The 19,378-nt window shown below is 60.7% G+C and carries 21 protein-coding genes and 1 pseudogene; 9 read left to right on the forward strand and 13 right to left on the reverse strand.

The features are described from left to right. The first annotated feature begins 5 nt into the window (after positions 1-5). The 8 genes from crcB (at position 6) to AB1E33_RS26115 (ending at position 7,535) form a co-directional block, all read left to right on the forward strand. A complete protein-coding gene (gene crcB / locus AB1E33_RS26080; protein ID WP_372580155.1) occupies positions 6-386 on the forward strand; it encodes a fluoride efflux transporter CrcB in 381 nt (126 codons plus the stop codon). Beyond that, positions 383-1,426 (forward strand): RluA family pseudouridine synthase, encoded by a 1,044-nt coding sequence (locus AB1E33_RS26085; RefSeq protein WP_372580156.1) that lies wholly within the window; start codon positions 383-385, stop codon positions 1,424-1,426. The genes crcB and AB1E33_RS26085 overlap by 4 nt, the downstream gene beginning before the upstream one ends. Further along, positions 1,423-2,106 (forward strand): HAD-IA family hydrolase, encoded by a 684-nt coding sequence (locus AB1E33_RS26090; RefSeq protein ID WP_372580157.1) that lies wholly within the window; start codon positions 1,423-1,425, stop codon positions 2,104-2,106. The genes AB1E33_RS26085 and AB1E33_RS26090 overlap by 4 nt, the downstream gene beginning before the upstream one ends. Further along, positions 2,099-2,806: an ATP12 family chaperone protein gene (locus AB1E33_RS26095; protein WP_372580158.1), complete on the forward strand. Its 708-nt coding sequence runs from the start codon at positions 2,099-2,101 to the stop codon at positions 2,804-2,806. The genes AB1E33_RS26090 and AB1E33_RS26095 overlap by 8 nt, the downstream gene beginning before the upstream one ends. Positions 2,807-3,011: 205 nt before the next feature. Further along, positions 3,012-4,028 (forward strand): amino acid ABC transporter substrate-binding protein, encoded by a 1,017-nt coding sequence (locus tag AB1E33_RS26100; protein WP_372580159.1) that lies wholly within the window; start codon positions 3,012-3,014, stop codon positions 4,026-4,028. 130 nt (positions 4,029-4,158) lie between these two features. After that, entirely contained in the window at positions 4,159-5,427 is a 1,269-nt protein-coding gene (locus AB1E33_RS26105; RefSeq protein WP_372580160.1) for an amino acid ABC transporter permease, read from the forward strand. 1 nt (position 5,428) lies between these two features. Next, the gene (locus tag AB1E33_RS26110; RefSeq protein WP_372580161.1) at positions 5,429-6,733 is read left to right on the forward strand and encodes an amino acid ABC transporter permease; all 1,305 of its coding nucleotides are present in this window, start codon (positions 5,429-5,431) and stop codon (positions 6,731-6,733) included. Between the two features lie 10 nt (positions 6,734-6,743). Further along, positions 6,744-7,535, forward strand: coding sequence for an amino acid ABC transporter ATP-binding protein (locus tag AB1E33_RS26115; RefSeq protein WP_372580162.1), 792 nt, complete (start codon positions 6,744-6,746; stop codon positions 7,533-7,535). Between the two features lie 57 nt (positions 7,536-7,592). Here AB1E33_RS26115 and AB1E33_RS26120 read toward each other — a convergent pair whose 3' ends face one another. The 10 genes and pseudogenes from AB1E33_RS26120 to ttcA all read right to left on the reverse strand — a co-directional run bounded on the left by AB1E33_RS26120 (position 7,593) and on the right by ttcA (position 17,352). Next, positions 7,593-8,090, reverse strand: a complete 498-nt coding sequence (locus AB1E33_RS26120) for a SixA phosphatase family protein (RefSeq protein WP_372580163.1) — start codon at positions 8,088-8,090, stop codon at positions 7,593-7,595. Further along, positions 8,087-8,749 (reverse strand): molecular chaperone DnaJ, encoded by a 663-nt coding sequence (locus AB1E33_RS26125; RefSeq protein WP_372580206.1) that lies wholly within the window; start codon positions 8,747-8,749, stop codon positions 8,087-8,089. Before AB1E33_RS26125 ends, AB1E33_RS26120 begins: the two co-directional genes overlap by 4 nt. Further along, positions 8,749-9,612, reverse strand: coding sequence for an acetylglutamate kinase (gene argB / locus AB1E33_RS26130; protein ID WP_372580164.1), 864 nt, complete (start codon positions 9,610-9,612; stop codon positions 8,749-8,751). Before argB ends, AB1E33_RS26125 begins: the two co-directional genes overlap by 1 nt. A gap of 105 nt (positions 9,613-9,717) precedes the next feature. After that, positions 9,718-11,114 (reverse strand): annotated as a pseudogene (locus tag AB1E33_RS26135) (PepSY-associated TM helix domain-containing protein). Between the two features lie 75 nt (positions 11,115-11,189). Beyond that, positions 11,190-11,549: a DUF2946 domain-containing protein gene (locus AB1E33_RS26140; RefSeq protein ID WP_372580165.1), complete on the reverse strand. Its 360-nt coding sequence runs from the start codon at positions 11,547-11,549 to the stop codon at positions 11,190-11,192. Further along, positions 11,546-12,199 (reverse strand): ribosome biogenesis GTP-binding protein YihA/YsxC, encoded by a 654-nt coding sequence (gene yihA, locus AB1E33_RS26145; RefSeq protein WP_372580166.1) that lies wholly within the window; start codon positions 12,197-12,199, stop codon positions 11,546-11,548. The genes AB1E33_RS26140 and yihA overlap by 4 nt, the downstream gene beginning before the upstream one ends. After that, a complete protein-coding gene (locus AB1E33_RS26150; RefSeq protein WP_372580167.1) occupies positions 12,196-12,936 on the reverse strand; it encodes an MOSC domain-containing protein in 741 nt (246 codons plus the stop codon). Before AB1E33_RS26150 ends, yihA begins: the two co-directional genes overlap by 4 nt. Then, on the reverse strand, positions 12,933-14,753 hold the full coding sequence (yidC, locus tag AB1E33_RS26155; protein ID WP_372580168.1) for a membrane protein insertase YidC: 1,821 nt from the start codon (positions 14,751-14,753) through the stop codon (positions 12,933-12,935). Before yidC ends, AB1E33_RS26150 begins: the two co-directional genes overlap by 4 nt. A 126-nt stretch (positions 14,754-14,879) precedes the next feature. Further along, positions 14,880-16,418 (reverse strand): putative bifunctional diguanylate cyclase/phosphodiesterase, encoded by a 1,539-nt coding sequence (locus AB1E33_RS26160; protein ID WP_372580169.1) that lies wholly within the window; start codon positions 16,416-16,418, stop codon positions 14,880-14,882. A gap of 64 nt (positions 16,419-16,482) precedes the next feature. Beyond that, positions 16,483-17,352, reverse strand: coding sequence for a tRNA 2-thiocytidine(32) synthetase TtcA (gene ttcA, locus AB1E33_RS26165; RefSeq protein ID WP_372580170.1), 870 nt, complete (start codon positions 17,350-17,352; stop codon positions 16,483-16,485). Positions 17,353-17,469: 117 nt separating this feature from the next. On the opposite strand from ttcA, the gene AB1E33_RS26170 reads away from it, so the two are divergent. After that, a complete protein-coding gene (locus AB1E33_RS26170; RefSeq protein ID WP_372580172.1) occupies positions 17,470-18,405 on the forward strand; it encodes an alpha/beta fold hydrolase in 936 nt (311 codons plus the stop codon). Between the two features lie 5 nt (positions 18,406-18,410). Here AB1E33_RS26170 and yidD read toward each other — a convergent pair whose 3' ends face one another. The 3 genes from yidD to rpmH are packed head-to-tail and all read right to left on the reverse strand — an operon-like array spanning position 18,411 to position 19,220. Then, positions 18,411-18,644, reverse strand: a complete 234-nt coding sequence (gene yidD, locus AB1E33_RS26175) for a membrane protein insertion efficiency factor YidD (protein WP_372580173.1) — start codon at positions 18,642-18,644, stop codon at positions 18,411-18,413. Beyond that, on the reverse strand, positions 18,641-19,060 hold the full coding sequence (rnpA, locus tag AB1E33_RS26180) for a ribonuclease P protein component (RefSeq protein WP_372580174.1): 420 nt from the start codon (positions 19,058-19,060) through the stop codon (positions 18,641-18,643). Before rnpA ends, yidD begins: the two co-directional genes overlap by 4 nt. 25 nt (positions 19,061-19,085) lie before the next feature. After that, positions 19,086-19,220, reverse strand: coding sequence for a 50S ribosomal protein L34 (gene rpmH, locus AB1E33_RS26185; RefSeq protein ID WP_005980833.1), 135 nt, complete (start codon positions 19,218-19,220; stop codon positions 19,086-19,088). Positions 19,221-19,378: the final 158 nt, after the last annotated feature.

Consider the following 19,378-nt stretch of genomic DNA (forward strand, 5'->3'; position numbering starts at 1 on the left):
CGCGCATGTTATCTTCGCTTATTCATGTGGCCCTTGGCGGCGCAATCGGCGCATCGCTGCGGTTCCTGACGGGGGTGGGCCTGTTCCGCGCCTTCGGCCCGCAGGAATTCCCTGTGGCGATCCTGCTGGTCAATGTCATCGGCTCGTTCGTGATGGGTTTTTTCGTGGTGACGGCGGCGCATCGCGGGTTGGCACATCTGAACCCGTTTGTCATGACCGGGATCATGGGTGGTTTCACCACCTTCTCGGCGTTTTCGCTTGAGGCAGTCACGCTTTATGAGCGGGGCGCGTTTGGTCATGCGGCGCTCTATGTGGCGCTGTCTGTTGGATTATCGATCGGGGCGCTGATGCTTGGCCTCTACTTGGCACGAGGGATGTGGACATGAGTGGCGTTCAGATGATCACCGTGGGCGAGGATGAGGGCGACCAGCGGCTGGACCGCTGGCTGCGCCGGTTATTCCCGCATGTCAGTCAGGGCCGCATCGAAAAGATGTGCCGAAAAGGCGAGCTTCGGGTGGACGGCGGCCGGGTCAAGGCGTCGACCCGGCTCGAGGTTGGTCAGACCGTGCGGGTGCCACCGCTGCCTGAATCCGATCACAAACCGGCCGAGGTCAAGGCGCGCATCTCTGATGCGGATGCGAAGATAATCCAGTCCAGCGTGATCTATCGTGACAATCACATCATGGCGCTTAACAAGCCGCCGGGCTTGCCGGTGCAGGGTGGCAGCGGCCAGACACGGCATGTGGACGGCTTGGGCGAGGCACTGCGATTCGGCTATGACGAGAACCCGCGCCTTGTGCACCGGCTGGACAAGGACACCTCAGGCGTGCTGCTGCTGGCGCGGACCCGCGAGGCGGCAAAATCGCTGACCGCCGCCTTCCGCCACCGCAACACGCGCAAGATCTACTGGGGTTTGGTGGCGGGCGTTCCGACCCCCTATTTGGGTGAGATCAAGGCTGGTCTGGTAAAGGCGGGCGGGCACGGCCCGAAGGGCGAAGGCGAAAAAATGATCGTCGTCCACCCCAGCGAAATCTCCGACACACCGGGCGCCAAGCGGGCGCATACGCTTTATGCCACGCTCTACCGGGTTGCCAGCCGGGCGGCGTGGGTTGCGATGGAGCCGCTTACCGGGCGGACCCATCAATTGCGCGCGCATATGGCCGGGATGGGGCATCCGATTATCGGTGACGGCAAATACGGCGGTTCGAGCCAGGAAAATCTGGGCGATGGCTGGGGCGCGCAGCTGGGTGGCGTCATCAGCAAGAAACTGCATCTGCACGCGCGACGGCTGGCATTTCAGCATCCGGTGACGGGCAAACCGATCTCGATCACTGCTCCCCTGCCTGAGCATATGAAAGACAGCTGGGACACGCTGGGCTGGGCCGAGGATCTTGCCGCCGACGACCCGTTCGAGTCGCTGCAATGAGCACACCGTTGCGCCTGATCCTATTTGATGTGGATGGCACGCTGGTCGACAGCCAGGCCACGATCGTCGCGGCGATGCGCGCGGCGTTCGGCGCGGCGGGGCTGGAGACACCCGCGCGATCAAAGCTGATGTCCGGTGTAGGATTGTCTCTGCCGGTGCTGATGAAAGCGCTGGTGCCCGAACAGGATGAACGGACACTGGACCGGCTGGTCGCGGGCTATAAAGAGGCCTATCACGACATACGGCAATCACAAGGGACCGCGCATTCGCCGCTTTATCCGGGTGCGCGCAGCCTTCTTGACGCGTTGTTCGAGATGCCCGACCTCCTGCTGGGAGTCGCCACCGGAAAATCCAAGCGCGGATTGGACGCACTGATCGAGGCGCATGGGCTGGAGCGGATGTTTGTGACCCGGCAGGTCGCCGATCATCACCCGTCAAAGCCGCACCCCTCGATGATCGACACCGCACGGGCCGAAACGGGCGTGCCAGCAGGGGATACGCTGATGATCGGCGATACCAGCTTTGACATGCAGATGGCGTCGGCAGCAGGCGTGGCGGGTATCGGTGTCACCTGGGGCTATCACGACCGCAGCGCGCTGGATTCGGCGCGCTATGTGGTCGAAGATTTTGCTCAACTGGCGAGCGTATTGGGCAGCTTTTGGACAGTGGATCATGAGTGAGTGGGCAGCCAAGCGTTTCTGGAGCGAAAGCGCCGTTGTCGGGGCGCAGGGCAATTTTCGCGTCGAGTTGGACGGGCGCGGCATAAAGACCCCGGCCAAGGCCGAGTTGAATCTGCCCACCCACGCCATGGCCGAAGCGGTCGCGCAGGAATGGGATGTGCAAGAGGGCCGCATCGACCCGCTGTCGATGCCGATGACACGCTCGGCCAATGCGGCGATCGACAAGGTGCGCATTCAGCATGCCGAGGTCGCGGATATGCTGGCGGCCTATGGTGATTCCGACCTAGTCTGTTACCGCGCGGCGCATCCCCAGGCGCTTGTTGACCGGCAGGCGCAGGCCTGGGACCCGGTGCTGGATTGGGCTGCCTTAACGCTTGGTGCCCGTCTGAGCGCGGTACAGGGCGTCGTTCACACCCCGCAACCGAAACAGGCGCTAGCGGTGTTGGCCCAGCGGGTGCATGCATTGGATCCGTTTCGATTGGCCGCCTTTCACGACCTTGTGAGCCTGTCCGGTTCCCTGCTGCTGGGATTTGCCGCCGCCCTGGATTGGCGCGATGTCGACGAGGTCTGGCATCTGTCACGCATCGACGAGCACTGGCAGGAAGAGCAGTGGGGCAGCGACGACGAGGCCACCGCACACGCGGAGCGAATGCGTCAGTCGTTTCTGCACGCAAAGCGGTTCTTTGACCTTTCAACCTGAGATTTAGGGAGGTTCCGAACCCTTGACCACGGGGAATGCCGGGCCTTGTCTATTTATTTCAGTGATCGAACCCTTGACGTTTATTGATGAATGCGCCCAAACTTGGCCCCACTGAAGGGGAGATCCCTTTTTCGGTATATGCTCCGGTTAAACTCAGACCGGCGAACCGTTCCGGAAGGGGACGGAAAATCAGGAAGAGGTAAAAATGAAAAAATCCGTATTTTTGGGCGCGGCTACTGTCGCCACTCTTGCAGCCGGTGCTGCAATGGCGGGGACGGCAGACGACGTCAAGGCGCGTGGCAAGCTGAACTGCGGTGTGACCACCGGTCTGGCCGGCTTTGCGGCGCCGGATGCCAACGGGGAATGGAAAGGCTTCGACGTGTCGATGTGTCGTGCGGTGGCAGCAGCGGTTTTGGGCGATCCCAATGCCGTCGAATTTGTGCCCACCACCGGCAAGACGCGTTTCACTGCTTTGGCTTCGGGCGAGATCGACCTGCTGGCGCGGAACACCACCTGGACGTTCAGCCGGGATGTGGACCTGAAGTTCGAATTCATCGGTGTGAACTACTATGACGGTCAGGGCTTCTTGGTTCCCAAGGATCTCGGCGTGTCTTCGGCCAAAGAACTGGACGGTGCGACCGTCTGCATCCAGACCGGTACCACGACAGAGCTGAACCTGGCGGATTTCTTCCGCACCAACAACATCAGCTACGAGCCGGTTCCAATCGAAACCAACGCCGAAGCGCAACAGCAGTACCTGGCTGGCGCCTGTGACGTTTATACCACCGACGCCTCGGGTCTGGCCGCAACACGCGCGTCCTTCGAAGATCCCTCGTCAAGTATCCTGCTGCCCGAGATCATCTCGAAAGAGCCTTTGGGCCCGCTGGTGCGCCATGGTGACAACGAATGGGGCGACATTGCCCGCTGGACGCTCAACGCGCTGATCTCGGCCGAAGAGCTGGGTGTGACCTCAGCGAATATCAATGATATCGCCTCCAGCACCGAAAACCCGGAAATCAAGCGTCTGTTGGGTACCGAAGGCACCCTCGGCGAGATGCTGGGTCTGGATGCCGAATGGGCGCAGCGCGCGATCGCTGCCGGTGGCAACTATGGTGAAATCTTTGCGAAGAACATCGGCGAAGACACACCAATTGGTCTGGCGCGCGGTCTAAACGCGCAGTGGACCGATGGCGGCCTGCTCTACTCGCCGCCGTTCCGCTAAGAAGCCGCAAAAAAGGGCGCAGGACATCCTGCGCCCTTTTTCATTTTCACAAACAACAAACCCGGTATTTGCGAGCGGGGGCAAACCCCGCCGATTTCAGGACCGGATTGTTACGGGGAAAACATAGGTCATGACGACACTCACTGACCCGCCAAAGGAGCATTTTCGGCTGTCCATGCTCCTTTATGATACGCGTTATCGGTCAGCCACCATCCAAGTTATTGCATTAATGGGCTTCATGCTGCTGGCGGCATGGCTGCTCAGCAACACGATCCAGAACCTCGAAGCGCTGGGCAAACCGGTCGAGTTCGGGTTCTTCAGCGAGCCGGCAAGCTACGACATCAACCAACGCCTGCTGGAATATGATTCCCGCGACAGCCACCTGCGCGCGGCCCTTATCGGCTTGCTGAACACGCTGGTCGTTGCGGTGCTGGGCTGTATCACGGCCACTATCATCGGTGTCCTTGTGGGGGTGCTCAGGCTGTCATCGAACTGGCTGGTCTCCAAGATCATGACTGTCTATGTCGAGATGTTTCGCAACGTGCCGGTCCTGCTGTGGATCGTGTTTGCGATGGCCATCCTGATCGAGAGCCTACCTGCACCAAGGGCGTTCCGGGGTGAAACCCCAACTGCAACGATGGACCTATTTAATACGGTGGCAGTAACCAATCGCGGTGTTTACATCCCCGAGGCGCTGTTCTCACGCTCGTTGGGTGACATTCATTTCTTTGGCGAAAGCGCGTTACGGTTTGACCTTTCGCTTGACCTGATCGCGATCATCGTCGTTCTGGCGGGCAGTATCTTTGCCATGCGCAAAGTCAGCGCCTGGGCCAACCAAACCCAAGAGCAGACCGGCGACCGTCCGAAGATCTGGCACATCCTGCTGGGTCTTCTCTTTGTGCCGATGCTGATCCTGCTGGCCGCGCTGGGCTTCCACCTTGGTTACCCCGAACTCAAGGGGTTCAACTTCACCGGCGGCACACATATGCGGAACTCGCTGATCGCGCTCTGGTTGGCGCTATCGCTCTATACGGCGGCGTTCATTGCCGAGATCGTGCGCGGTGGCATCCTTGCCATCAGCCATGGCCAGACCGAGGCCGCTGCGGCCCTGGGGCTGCGTCAGGGGCGGATCATGCGGCTGGTCATCCTGCCGCAGGCGCTGCGGGTGATCATCCCGCCGATGATCTCGAACTATCTGAACCTGACCAAGAACTCATCGCTGGCCATTGCGGTCGGGTACATGGACATCACCGGCACGCTTGGCGGAATCACCATGAACCAGACCGGGCGCGAGCTGGAATGCGTTCTGCTCCTGATGTTGGTCTATCTCGCCATCTCTCTGAGCATTTCGTCGGTGATGAACTGGTACAACAATCGTGTAAAATTGGTGGAGCGGTAATATGAGTGATGTTTCATTTGTCCGCACTGAGATGCTGCAAGAGCAAGCTCCGCCAGCGTCCGAAGTTGGTGTCATTGGCTGGGCCAAGCACAACCTGTTTTCGGGTTGGTTCAACTCGGTCCTAACGCTGATTTCGCTTTATGCGATCTACTACGTTCTGTCGGGCATTCTGCCGTGGGTATTCCAGTCCGTCTGGAACGCAAATTCACTGACCGAGTGTCGGGAAATCATGATGGCGACATGGGGCTCGACCCACGGGCACGCCTGCTGGGCGGTGATCAATGACCGATGGCTGCAGATGCTGTTCGGGTTCTATCCCGATCATCTGTACTGGCGTCCGATCCTGGCACTAGTGCTGCTGTTGGTGGCGCTCGCGCCGATCCTCTATTCGGATCGTGTGCCGTCCAAGCTGCTCTATCTGACCGCGGCCTATCCGTTCCTGATGCCATTCCTGATGTGGGGCGGCACCATTTGGGGCCCGATCTCAGCCGCTCTGGGCTTCGTCATCGGCTGGGGTGTCTACACGGTCCTCAGCAAGCAACTGAGCGGTCTGCTTGGCCTCGTCCTCGGCGTTTTGGCAACGGTGATTTGGTGGCTGGTCCTATCGGGCTACTTCGTCGGAGCTATGGATGCGATCCTGCCCATCGGTATCGAAGCTGTGCAAAGCCGTCAGTTCGGCGGCTTCATGCTGGCGATTCTGCTAGGTGTTGTCGCCATCGGTGTTTCACTGCCGATCGGGATTGTTCTGGCGCTTGGACGTCAGTCCGATCTGCTGATCGTCAAATATCTCTGCGTGGGCTTTATCGAGTTCATCCGCGGTGTGCCACTGATTACACTGTTGTTCGTAGCATCGCTGCTGTTGAACCTGTTCCTGCCGCCGGGCACGAATTTCGACATCATCCTGCGGGTGATGATCATGATGACGCTGTTTTCGGCCGCCTATATGGCCGAGGTGATCCGGGGCGGCCTCGCGGCATTGCCACGGGGTCAGTATGAGGGGGCGGATTCGCTTGGCCTCAACTACTGGCAGGCGCAGCGGCTGATCATCATGCCTCAGGCGTTGAAGATCTCGATCCCGGGCATCGTCTCGACCTTCATCGGCATCTTCAAGGATACCACGCTGGTCTCGATCATCGGCCTGTTCGATGTGATCGGCCTGTCCAGCGCGATCCGTGCCGATACGGCTTGGAACGGTATCTATTGGGAACTCTTTGCCTTCATCGGCGCGCTGTTCTTCGTCGTCTGTTTCGGCATGTCCCGTTACTCCATGTATCTGGAGCGCAAGCTCCAAACTGGCCATCGTTAAGGAGGGCCCAATGTCTGAACTTGCAATCGAACGCGAAATCGACCGCACCAAAATGCAGGTGAGCGACGAGGTCGCCATCGAAATCACCGGCATGAACAAGTGGTACGGGGCCTTCCATGTGCTGCGCGACATCAATCTGACCGTCAATCAGGGCGAACGGATCGTGATCGCGGGGCCGTCTGGGTCCGGCAAATCCACCTTGATCCGCTGCCTGAACGCGCTGGAGGAACACCAGCAAGGCAGGATCGAGGTGGATGGCACGGTCCTGTCGAATGATCTGAAAAATATCGATAAGATCAGGTCCGAGGTTGGCATGGTGTTCCAGCACTTCAACCTGTTTCCGCATCTGACCATTCTGGAAAACTGCACGCTCGCACCCATCTGGGTGCGCAAAACGCCGCGCAAAGAGGCCGAAGAGCGGGCCATGCATTTCCTGGAAAAGGTCAAGATCCCCGAGCAGGCCGATAAGTATCCCGGCCAGCTATCGGGCGGTCAGCAGCAGCGTGTGGCCATCGCGCGCTCACTCTGCATGATGCCGCGAATCATGCTGTTCGATGAACCCACATCGGCGCTCGACCCGGAGATGATCAAAGAGGTGCTCGACACCATGATCGAACTGGCCGAGGAAGGCATGACCATGCTGTGTGTGACCCACGAGATGGGCTTTGCCCGTCAGGTCGCCAACCGCGTGATCTTCATGGATGCCGGTCAGATCGTGGAACAGAACGAACCCGAAGAGTTCTTCAACAACCCGCAAAGCGAACGGACCAAGCTGTTCCTGAGCCAGATCCTCGGGCACTGAGATGGGCTGAACCCCCATCCTGAAAACATGAACAGGCGGGGTTTTGCCCCGCCTTTTTTATTCGAGCAATTCGCGCGGGATGACGAAATCCAGAACCGTGCCGCCATGCCAAGTGACATCTACCCAGTCCGTGGTCGGAAAACTCATCACCGTCGTGGCGCAGGTGGGATAGTCAAAGAACCGGTCATGCGGCGGTGGGGCCTTTGCCAGTTCTTCCGCGAAGGCGGCGATGCCGGGATTGTGGCCCAACATCAGAACACAGTGCCCAGTCGCGCCGCTGAGCGCGTGCATCAAGCCCTGCGCGACGGTGTGGTAGAGCGCGCGAGTGAATGTGGTCTGTGCCGCGGCCAGTTTCATGCGGTCCCAGGTCTCTTGCGTGCGCGCCGAATCCGAACTCAGCACCTCATCGGGCAGATAACCCTTTTTGGACAGCCATTGCCCGATGGCTTCGGCTGATCTGCGCCCGCGCTTGTTCAGGGGGCGGGCATGGTCGTCCATGCCGGGGTGATCCCAGCTGGATTTGGCGTGGCGGGTCAGGATGAGGGTGCGTGTCATGTTGGATGAAAAGCTCTCATATGCAGGGCGGATTGCGCGTCGCTGCGCCCTGCGCCGGTGCTGAGTGGACAGGCGCGCCGTGCCGCGCAGCCTTGCGTCATGCAGGTGGTACCCGGCTCGGTGTCGAGAAAGCCGTGACAGGCGGCCAGATCATAGCTGGCGTCCCCGCTCAGCGCCCCTACGGGGCAGGCTGTCGTACAGGGCGCATCGCAAGTTGTGCAGGGTGCGGCGGAAGGTGTCACAGGAAGCGGTATTTCTTCGTCGAAATGCAACGCACCCCGGAACGAGATCATCAATCCGACCGTATCATGAACCAGCATGCCCACCGGGCTTTGCCAGCACCGCCCCGATTTCAATGCCCAGTCGATAAAGGACATGTAGGGTGGCCCACCGAATGGATAACTGCACGAGACACCCAGTTGCATTGCAATCTCACCGACCACACGTTCCGACCAGCGATCGATCGGATGAGCGTCGCCACCCAGATATTCGGGAGATTGCAAAAAGACCGGCCAGAAGGCTGGTCCCGTGCCGAGCAGAACCAATGTGCCGACCTCATCGTCCGGCCCGTAGACTTGGCGCGGATGAAAGGCGCCCATTACGATCAGCCCGCTCTCGGCGGCCAATGCCTCGATCTGGTGCAGCCCCGCCTGGTCCATCAATCCGGGCGGATCAGCGATCCGGCGCCGTGTTCGGTGAACAGTTCCAGCAGCACCGCGTTGGGTGCACGGCCGTCCAGAATAACCACGGCCCGCACACCATGGTGCAGAGCGTCCAATGCGGTTTCGGTTTTGGGGATCATGCCGCCTGCGATAGTGCCTTCGCGGGTCATTTCGCGGATCTGGCCCGCTTTCAACTCGGTCACGACCTCTCCGGCGGCGTTCTTCACGCCGGACACATCGGTCAGCAACAGCAGCCGGTCGGCCCTGAGCGCCGAAGCGACGGCCCCGGCAGCGGTGTCGCCATTGACATTGAAGGTCTCACCCTCGGGCCCCGCGCCCAGCGGTGCGATCACCGGGATCACGTCATTGGCGAACAAATCGCTCAGCAGCTTGGGGTTCATCTTGGACGGCGTGCCGACATATCCCAGCGAGGCGTCGGTCTGCTCACACTGCATCAGATGCGCGTCCTTACCCGACAGGCCCACGGCGGTGCCACCCTGGTGATTGATGGCCTGAACGATCCGCTTGTTGACCAGGCCGGACAGCACCATCTCGACCACCTCAACAGTGGCTTTGTCAGTGACACGCTTGCCGTTCACGAACTCGGACTGGATATCTAGCTTGTCCAGCATTGCGTTGATCATCGGACCGCCGCCATGCACGACAACCGGGTTCACGCCGACATGGCGCAGCAACACCACGTCGCGCGCAAAGCTCTCCATCGCTTGGTCGCTGCCCATGGCGTTGCCGCCCAGCTTGATGACAACGATGGCCCCATCGTAGCGCTGCAGGTAAGGCAGCGCGCTGGACAGGGTGGCGGCGGTGGCAATCCAATCGCGGTTCATTTTCTGTTTCTTCATGGCAATGGTCCTCTGATCCCCTGTTATGGGGTTTGGCCAAAGCTGCCAAGACCAGATGGGAGAAAACACGCCGCGCCGCCGGCGAGGGCAGCGCGGCGCAGGCACTTAGTTCAGCGCTCGTTTCATCGCCGGGAAGTTGCCGAGCATCAGCAGGTCGAACGCCAGCACCGCCAGCAGGGTCAGCCCGACCAGCGGGAACGCCATCGAAGTGACCAGCCCGATGAACACCGCGCCTTTCCAAAAGGGCAAGTCCGCCGGCAGCGGTGGTGCGGCCAGACGGCCAGCGCGCGACGGGCACCGCTTGACCCACATGACAACGCCCGAAATGCAGACAAAGATCACCGACAGACAGAACACCACGTTCAGGATAAAGTTCCACAAGCCCATCAGGCCCATATGGAAAGGTGTGCTGAATGCCATGGTCTTGCCCATCAACGAGTAGTCTTCGAACCGTACACCGGCGAGGATCTTGCCGGTATACTGGTCCACATGCACGGTGCGATCGCCCATCGGGTCGGTGGAATCCCCACTCATGCTGTCGCGGTTCAGTGTCCAGACACCGGTGTCGCCGCCAGGATAGGCGACGCGAAATCGGTTCTCCATGCCCAGAGACATGCCAAGCGCCACAAGCGTGTCGACATTGATCACTGTGTCCGCCGGGATACCTTCTGCACCCACATCCGAGCCCGAGGCCGGTATCGGGGTCTGTTCTAGCGCCCAGGGCACGTCATTCTGATTGCCGTGATTCATGCTGGCATGGGTGTCATCCGACAGCGGAACATTGTCCCATTTCTCGGCGGGAAGCTGCTCCAAGGTTGGACCAGCATGCCGCCCCAAACACCGGCCCAGGACATGCCCGAGATCAGGAAGAACACCAGCAATAGCGACATCCAGAACCCGGTTACCGCATGCAGCGACTTCCACAAAGCGCGCCCGCGTGCCTGCAGGCTCGGCACAAAAGCGGCCAACGCGTTGCCGCGCGGCCACCACAGGTAGAGGCCGGTCAGAACCAGAACCAGGGCCAGCCCGGCGGCCACCTCGATCAACCGGTCACCTGTGTCACCGATCAGCAGGGTCCAGTGGATGTTGTCGGCCAGATCGTACCATCCGGCGCGACGGTCCCAGGTTTCGATCACCGAACCGGTATAAGGGTCGACCGCCACCATCAACTGGCCCGCATCGGTCTTGATCCGAAACGCGGTGGCCAGATCGTTCGCCTTGGGACCGATCCATTCCACGATGCTGCCCGGCACCTGCGTCACCGCGGCCTCTGCCTGTTCGGAAACAGCCAGCGCTGCGCCTTGCACCGAGACCGCAATCCGCTCGCCATCGCGGCCGTCAATTTGGGTGATGAAAATCATCATCAGGCCGGTCACCGCCAGCATGAGAAGAGGGGGGATCACGAAGAGCCCCGCATAAAAGTGCCACCGCCACGCGGCGAAATAGAACTTCTGTGCCAGTTTGGTCTCGCCGATGTCTGCGGCCGGGTTTGGGTTGTCCATTGTATGTCTCTTTGAATATCAAACGGCCCCCGTCGATGCGGTGCACGGGGCTTTCAGGTTTGGTCGTTTGCAGTATCAAAGAGTTTGCGGCGGTCGCCGTGCATCATAACGGGCATGAAACCCGGCGCTGCGATGGGTGAAACCCGCCGTCGCCCAACGCACGGTCAGAGTGGGTGGCAAATGGGCTGCCAAAGGGCCATCCGGTGTAAGCGCCGCCGCTTGCAGTGCGCCAAAGGCGCAAGGCGTCCGCTCGTCGGATTCCTCGTGCAGCGGGTCGTCAACGTCCAGATCAACCCAGCGCTCGATCGTGCCATCGCCAACACAGAGCACCAGCAGCATCCTGTCGCCCTCGCCCGAGGGCATCCAGCCCTGTGGGATCGAACTGCTCAGCGCTAGCGCGATCAGGGTCAGGCATATGACGAGCCGCAGCCTCATTCCAATGAGGCGACGATCGAACGCAGGATCGGAATGCCGTCGCCCTTTTCGGACGAGGTCAGCACGATCTCAGGAAAGGCGGCGGGATGCTTGGCCAGTGCGGTGCGCACCTGATCCAGAACGCGCGCACGTTCATTCGCCTTGACCTTGTCGGCCTTGGTCAAGATGCATTGAAAAGTCACGGCGCTCGTGTCCAGCAGCTTCATGATCTCGGCATCGACCGGTTTGACCCCGTGCCGCGCGTCGATCAGCACGAAGGCGCGGCGCAGGGTCTGACGACCGCTGAGATACTGTTTCAGCAGCCGCTGCCATTTCTCGACCACCGGCAGCGGGGCGTTGGCATAGCCGTAGCCCGGCAGGTCCACGAGATAGAGCTCGGGCCCTTGGGTGAAAAAGTTGATCTCCTGCGTGCGACCCGGAGTGTTCGAGGCGCGCGCCAGCCCCTTGGTGCCGGTCAGCGCGTTGATTAGGCTCGACTTGCCGACATTCGAGCGCCCGGCAAAGCAGACCTCGATCCGGTCCGCAGGTGGCAGGCCGGACATGGCGACCACGCCTTTTACGAATTCCGATTCACCGGCAAACAGTTTGCGGCCACGCTCCTGCGCCAGCGGTTCGGGATCCTCGGCAAGGGGGAAGGGAAGGGAGGTCATAGCAGCTCCAGTCTGTCGCCGACACCGACGCGCCCACCGCGGATCACCTCGGCCTTGACGCTGAAATCCTTGTGACCCCAGTGTTGTTCCAGCGCGCCCAGCGTATCGGCGTCGCGCAGGCCGGATTCGGGGTTCACCGTTGTCGCAAGGCAACGGGTCGTGCGTTCGCGCACCAGCAGGAGCGCCTCTCCGATCTGCACTTGCTGGCCGATCCAGTCGAACTCGGCCCAGTCGGGAAAGCCATCGAACCAGATATTGCCGCGCCAGCGGTGGATCGACAGATCCCTATCCAGTTTTTGCTCCAGCGCGCGATGGGTGGCCATGTTGCACAGCGTGACCGACGGCCAGCTGCTGTCGGTCATGCCGACGCCGGGCACCCGGATGATGCGGGCGGGCGCGGCGCGACCCTCGGGCATCAGCGGCATGACCCAGTCCAGGAATGAGGGTTCATCGGTTTCGGGATCAAAGTGCAGCTCGGGCCGGTCAGGATGGGTCAGCACCAGCCTGTCGCCCCTCGTGCGGGCCGAGATCGCCATCAATTGCGGCGACCCCGCCGCGCGGGTGAAATTGGCGCATTTGACCCATTCGGTGCCATCGACCTCGGCAGCCTCATGGGCAACTGCCCAAACGCGGTCGCCGGGCAGGCATTGCCCGGCGATCAGCGCCACCTCATCCAGAGCCTCGCGGCCATGCGCCTTGATCGGGTGTCGCCAGAGGCTCTGGACCGTTGCGGTCACTTTTCGTCGACCTTGGATTTGCGCTTGAAGCCGGATTTGATATTGCCGAACACGTCCGGTTTATACCCCTGGCTGCGCATGATCGCATATTGCTGGGTGAATGTTATCGTATTGTTGGCAATCCAGTAGACCACCAGCCCGCTGGCAAAGCTGCCCAGCATGAACATGAATACCCAAGGCATCCAGGCAAAGATCATCGCCTGCGTCGCGTCGGTGGGCGCCGGGTTCAGCTTCTGCTGGAGCCACATGGATATGCCCAGCAGCAGCGGCAGGATACCGATGAAGATCAGCGCCATAATCGTGTCGGGCTGCGGCCCGGCCCAGGGCAGCCAGCCGAAGAAGTTATAGATCGAGGTCGGATCCGGCATGCTCAGGTCTTGGAACGGGCCGAACCAGGGGGCCTGCCGCAGTTCGATGGTGACGAAGATCACCTTGTAGAGCGAGAAGAAGATCGGAATCTGCATCAGGATCGGCAGACACCCTGCCGCCGGGTTGACCTTTTCCTTCTTGTAGAGCTCCATCATGCCTTGCTGCATCTTCTGGCGGTCGTCGCCGGCGGCCTCTTTCAGGGCCTCCATCTGCGGCTGCAGCTCCTTCATTTTGGCCATTGAGACGTAAGATTTGTAAGCCAGCGGGAACAGGATCGCCTTGATGATCAGGGTCAGGCCGATGATCGACCAACCCATATTGCCAATCAGCGCGTTGATGTTGTGCAGCAGCCAGAAGATCGGCTTAGTCAGGAAAAAGAACCAACCCCAGTCGATGCTGTCGATGAATTTCAGCACACCTTCGCTTTGGTATTCGCGGATGGTTTCCCATTCCTTGGCACCGGCAAAGAGCTGCGTTTGCACTTCGGCGGTTTCACCCGATGCGACGGTCAGCGTCGGCAGCACGGTTTCGGTCTGGTAGATCTTGCGACGGTCGTCATACTTGGCGGCCGCCTTGAACGCGCTGCCCGGTTCGGGGATCAGCGTGGTCATCCAGTAGTGATCGGTAAAGCCGATCCAGCCATCCTGTTGGACCTGGAATACTTCCGCCTGCGCACGTTCATTAGGTTCGACCGGGAAATCGCGCATGTCGGAGTAGTCGATTTCGGCCAGGCTGCCATCGGTCATACTGATGGCGCCCTCGTGAAGGATGAAGAAATTTTTGAGCCCGGGGAGGTCTGCGTCCTCACCCATGCCGTGACGCGCGAGGACGCCGTAGGGGGCCAGCTTGACTTCGGCACCTGTGGTGTTTTCGACCGATTGCGTGACGGTGAACATATAGTCCTCATCAATCGCGATGGTGCGGGTGAAGATCAGGCCATTGCCATTGTCCCAGCTCAGGGTGATAGGGCTATCGGGGCTCAGCACTTCGCCCTCGGCAAGCTGCCAGTCAGTGGCGGCACCCGGAACTTGATCGGCCGCGAGACCAGCGCCGGGGGCCCAACCGTATAGCGCATAGTAAGCCGACTCCGAACCCGACGGTGACAGCAGTTTGACGATATCGGCGTCGGGCTGCAGCGAGACGCGGTAATCCTTCAACGACAACTCGTCGATCCGACCCCCCTTGAGCGAGACCGAGCCGGTCAGGCGCGGGGTGTCGATCTTGATCCGCGGCGCTTCGGGAGATTCGGGTTCTGCGACAATCTCGGTGTTAATAGCGCCGGTATCGGCGGCGGCAGGAGCTGTCGCGACATCGCTTTCAGGGGCTGTGAGAGGCACCTCTTCGGTCGGTGCGACCTGCTCGGGGGGCGGAAACACCACGAGCCAGACGAGGATCACCAGAAAACTGAGCGCCGTTGCGAGAATGAGGTTCTTGTTCTGATCGTCCATCGGGGACCGCCACCATATGCAGGAAAAGTCACCGGTGGGTTCAACAGAGTGCAGCACCAAAGGTCAAGCGGATTCGCCCTGTTTCTGTAGTTTGCACGGTCAATCCGCTGCGGCAGTCGGGGCAGATCAAACGGTTTTGCGGCTGATCCGCGGCGCGTCCTGCACTTTGGCCTCATGGGCCGAGATCCAGTCCAGTGTCTGGTCAAACGGCATTGGCTTGCCGATGCCAAAGCCCTGCACATGATCGCAGCCCAGCTGCGCCAGTAGAGCATGTTCGCCGACAGTTTCAACGCCCTCGGCAAGAGTTTCCAGTTCCAGCCGCTCGGCCATGGTCAGAATGGCCCCGATCATGCGCTGTTGTTCGGGGTCGCGATCAGCTTTGGTGACGAAGGACCGGTCGATCTTGATCCGGGTGATGGCAAACCGGCGGATCGCCGCGATCGAGGCATGACCGGTGCCGAAATCATCCAGATCGATACGGCACCCCAGCTGTCCCAAACCCGCGATGTTGCGGGTGACGGTGTCGTCGGCCGCGTCGGTGAACACGTTTTCCAGAACCTCAATCGCCAACCGGTCGGCGGTCAGGCCAAAACGGTCGAGTTCCCACCGGATGCGTTCGACAAGCGCGGGGTTTCGTAACTCTTCGGCGGTGAAATTCACGCCGACACGCGGGACCCGAACATCGGCGCTGTCCCAGGCCTTGAGCGCTGTCATCGAATGGTAGAGCATCACCTGCCCCAGTCGGTCCAGCAGTCCGGCCTGCGCAATGAGCGGCAGAAACACGTCGGTGCCAAGGTTGCCTCGAAGCGGATGTGACCACCGCGCAAGCGCCTCGAACCCCACGACATGACCGGTCTCGGTCGAAATCTGCGGTTGATACCAGGGCTGAATCTGGCCGTTATCAAGCGCCGATGCGATCTCATCGCGCAGCGGTTTGGTGCCGCGGCGCCTTCGTGTCTGCGACGAGAAGGCCCGGATCGCAGAGGGACCGGCCTGCTGCGCCTCTTCCAGCGCCAGATCGGCAGCGGCCAGCCAATCCTTGGCGCTGTGCCCGTCGAACCTGCTGAACTGACAAAATCCGATCGAGCAGCTGACATAAATGGTTGATCCGTCCAGCGAGATCGGATTTTCCACCGCCTCCTGCAGGCGCCCCGCCAGCTGGATCGAGAGTTCCAGATCAAGATGCGGCACCGGCGCCAGGCAAATCGCGAAGCGGTTGTCGCCCATGCGCGCCACAAGGTCATTGTCACGCAACACAGCCTGAACCCGTTCGCCGCATCGCTGCACGATGTGATCGGCCGCGCTTTGACCCAGGCGGCTGACATGATCGCTGTAGTCGTCAAGTTCGACCAGGAAACACGCCGATCTCATTCCGTTCCTGGCCGTCTCAGTGCAGACATCATCTGTGGCGGCCAGAAAGCAGTCTTGCAACAGCATCCCGGTGACTGCGTCGCGCGGCCCCCGCGCCTCAACCGGCCATCTGCCCAAAGCACCTGCAAAAGCGAACAGGAGCGGCAGGCCCAGCGCCGTCAGCAACAGTGCGGTTTCCCCCCAGAGCCAGAACGCCCCCAACGTAAGAGCCGGCAGGAAGGCAAGCACCTGAGGGCCGGCCAGAATCGGCACGATCCGGTCTTTCAAGCGGGTCGGTAACGAACTGATCTGCATCGGTTTTCCTGGGCCTTTTGCATCTGTGTCTGCCTGACCTTAGAAAACCAGTCTGAGTGATGTGTTAACGCAGCTGCGGAATTTCAGCCGAATCTGCACGGAATTCGCCCTTTGACAGGCTTAAACCCATAAAATCGAACAGTTTCGGGTCCAGCAGATGCGACGGGCGCGCGTTCATCAGCGCCCGGAACATCACTTGGCGGCGTCCCGGCGCGTTCTTTTCCCACTGGTCCAGAATCTGTTTTACCTGCTGGCGCTGCAGCCCGTCCTGACTGCCACACAGGTCGCAGGGGATGATGGGATAGTTCATTGCGGTGGCGAACTTCTCGCAATCGGTCTCGGCCACATGGGCCAGTGGCCGGTAGAGGAACAGATCGCCCTCTTCGTTCACCAGTTTCGGCGGCATGGTTGCCAGCCGTCCACCGTGAAAGAGGTTCATGAAAAAAGTTTCCAGAATGTCGTCGCGGTGATGGCCGAGTACCACGGCGGAACACCCTTCCTCGCGCGCGATGCGATAGAGATTGCCGCGCCGCAGCCGCGAGCAGAGCGCACAAAAGGTCCGCCCTTGCGGCACCTTGTCCTTAACCACCGAATAGGTGTCCTGATACTCGATCCGGTGCGGCACGCCCATGCTTTTCAGGAACTCGGGCAGCACGGTTGCCGGAAAGCCCGGCTGCCCCTGATCCAGATTGCAGGCCAGCAGCTCGACCGGCAGCAAACCGCGCCATTGCAACTCGTGCAGAACGGCCAGCAGCGTATAGCTGTCCTTGCCGCCGGACAGGCAGACCAGCCATTTCGCGCTACGCTCAACCATGCCGTATTGCTCGACCGCTTCGCGGGCATGGCGGACGATCCGCTTGCGCAGCTTCTTGAACTCGGTGGTCGAGGGCGCCCCGGTGAACAGGGGATGGATATCGCTGTCATCGTCCAGCATTGCGGCTCTCCTCAGGCTTGCGGGCATATGCCATGGAAGCGGCGCGCTGCAAAGACCTGATCCGGGGCGCGATTGGTGTTATGCTGAACAGGTATTGTATTTCGAGAGGTTTAAGACATGGATTATTTCTTTTCCGTCCGCGCCCGCAGCGGCGATCATTATTCCAACAGACTGGGCGGCGCGCGCTATCTGGCGATTCCACCGAATGTCGCGCAGCCGGCCCGACAGCACGAAATGCCAGTCTCCCAGTGGGTTGCGCAGGTTCAGGCTGAGGCCGGAGCCACCGATGACGAGAATGGGCATATCGTGGTCTTTGTGCACGGGTTCAACACCGAGCAGTTCGAGATGCTGGAACGCCACCGCAAAATCCGCGCCGGGCTGGAGGAGCAAGGGTTCACCGGGGTGGTCATCAGCTTCGACTGGCCAAGCGACGGATCGGTGTTGGGCTACAACGCGGACCGGGCCGATGCGCGCCGATCGGCGGACAAGCTCTTTACCCATGGCATAACCCGACTGTCGCGGATGCAAACGTCGGATTGCCGCTACAATATCCATGTGCTGGCGCATTCGATGGGAACGTTTCTGGTGCGCGAGGCGATGGATTATGCCGATGACGACCATGTCACTGCGCAGCATGCCTGGACCACCAGCCAGATCGCCTTTGTGGCGGCAGATGTGTCGTCGAAGTGCTTCCGAGACGGCGACCCCAAGACGTCTTCGCTGATGCGCAGATGCACACGATTAACCTGCTATTATAGCCCGTTTGATGAGATTCTCTCGGTCTCCGAGATCAAGCGCGTCGGGGTGTCGCGCAGGCTTGGTCGTGTGGGCATGCCTGCGAGCCATCACGAAAAGGCGGTGAACCTCTATTGCGGTGCTTTCTTCAACAATACCCGCGATGACTATGATGACGGCAAGTCGGCAAGCCATAGCTGGTATTTCGATGCGCCGCGGTTCTACGAGGATCTCCACCACACCCTGATGGGCAAGCTGGACCGCGAAGTGATTCCGACTAGAGCGCGCACCACACAGGGCAATCTTGGACTGTTCTGAGCGGATCAGTTCTTCTTGTCGTCGGGGACCGGGTCATACCCGTCGCCACCCAGTGGATGGCAGCGCGCGATGCGTCTGGCAGCCATCCACGCGCCTTTGACCGCGCCGTGCTTTTCAAGCGCCTCCAGCGCATAGGCCGAGCAGGTGGGCTGATAACGGCAGTTGAACCCGACCCAGGGACTGAAGATCAGGCGATAGAGCCGGACCGGCAGGGCAACGATATGGGCAAGCAGTGTCATGGCTTGATTGCGTGCAGTTTGCGCAAGGCGTTGCGCAGGTCCTGCAATAACAGGTCGAAGCGACGGTCGGCAGTGACGTTGCGCCGCCCGATCAGCACATAGTCCCAGCCGGGTTTGCCATTTTCGGGCAACACCAGACGTGCCACCTCACGCAGCCGCCGTTTGGCGCGGTTGCGGGCTACGGCATTGCCGACCTTTTTTGAACAGGTAAAGCCCACGCGCGTTCCTGTGGCGTCACCGGCCCCGCGCTGACGCGCCTGCACCATCATCGAAGCGGTGCCCTGACGCCGCGCCTGGGCGGCCTTCAGGAAATCGGCGCGCTTGCGCAGCACGGTGACCGGAACACAAACGGACACCGCCGGAGGGCTGTTCCCTTGGCTGGTTGAACCATCCTTGGGGGCCTCCGGCGGTGTCATAATCAATGTGCGGTGTCGTTGAGCCTTAAGCGCTCAGCGACTTGCGGCCGCGGGCACGGCGGGCATTCAGGATTTTGCGGCCGGCCTTGGTGGCCATGCGTGCGCGGAACCCGTGGCGGCGTTTGCGAACCAGGTTCGAAGGCTGATAGGTGCGTTTCATCGCTCCGTCTCCAATCTCTTGCGGTCGGGTGCGGCGCGGAATCGCCTCCCGGTCTGTTATTCGAAGCCCGTCCTTTACGGCCCCTTCACAGGTAAGTCAAACCCCCGGATACGTCTTTTGCAACAAAATGGTCCGGCTGGACCGCGAAAGATTTCAAT

Source organism: Ruegeria hyattellae (genome assembly GCF_041537925.1).
Lineage (GTDB): Bacteria > Pseudomonadota > Alphaproteobacteria > Rhodobacterales > Rhodobacteraceae > Ruegeria_C.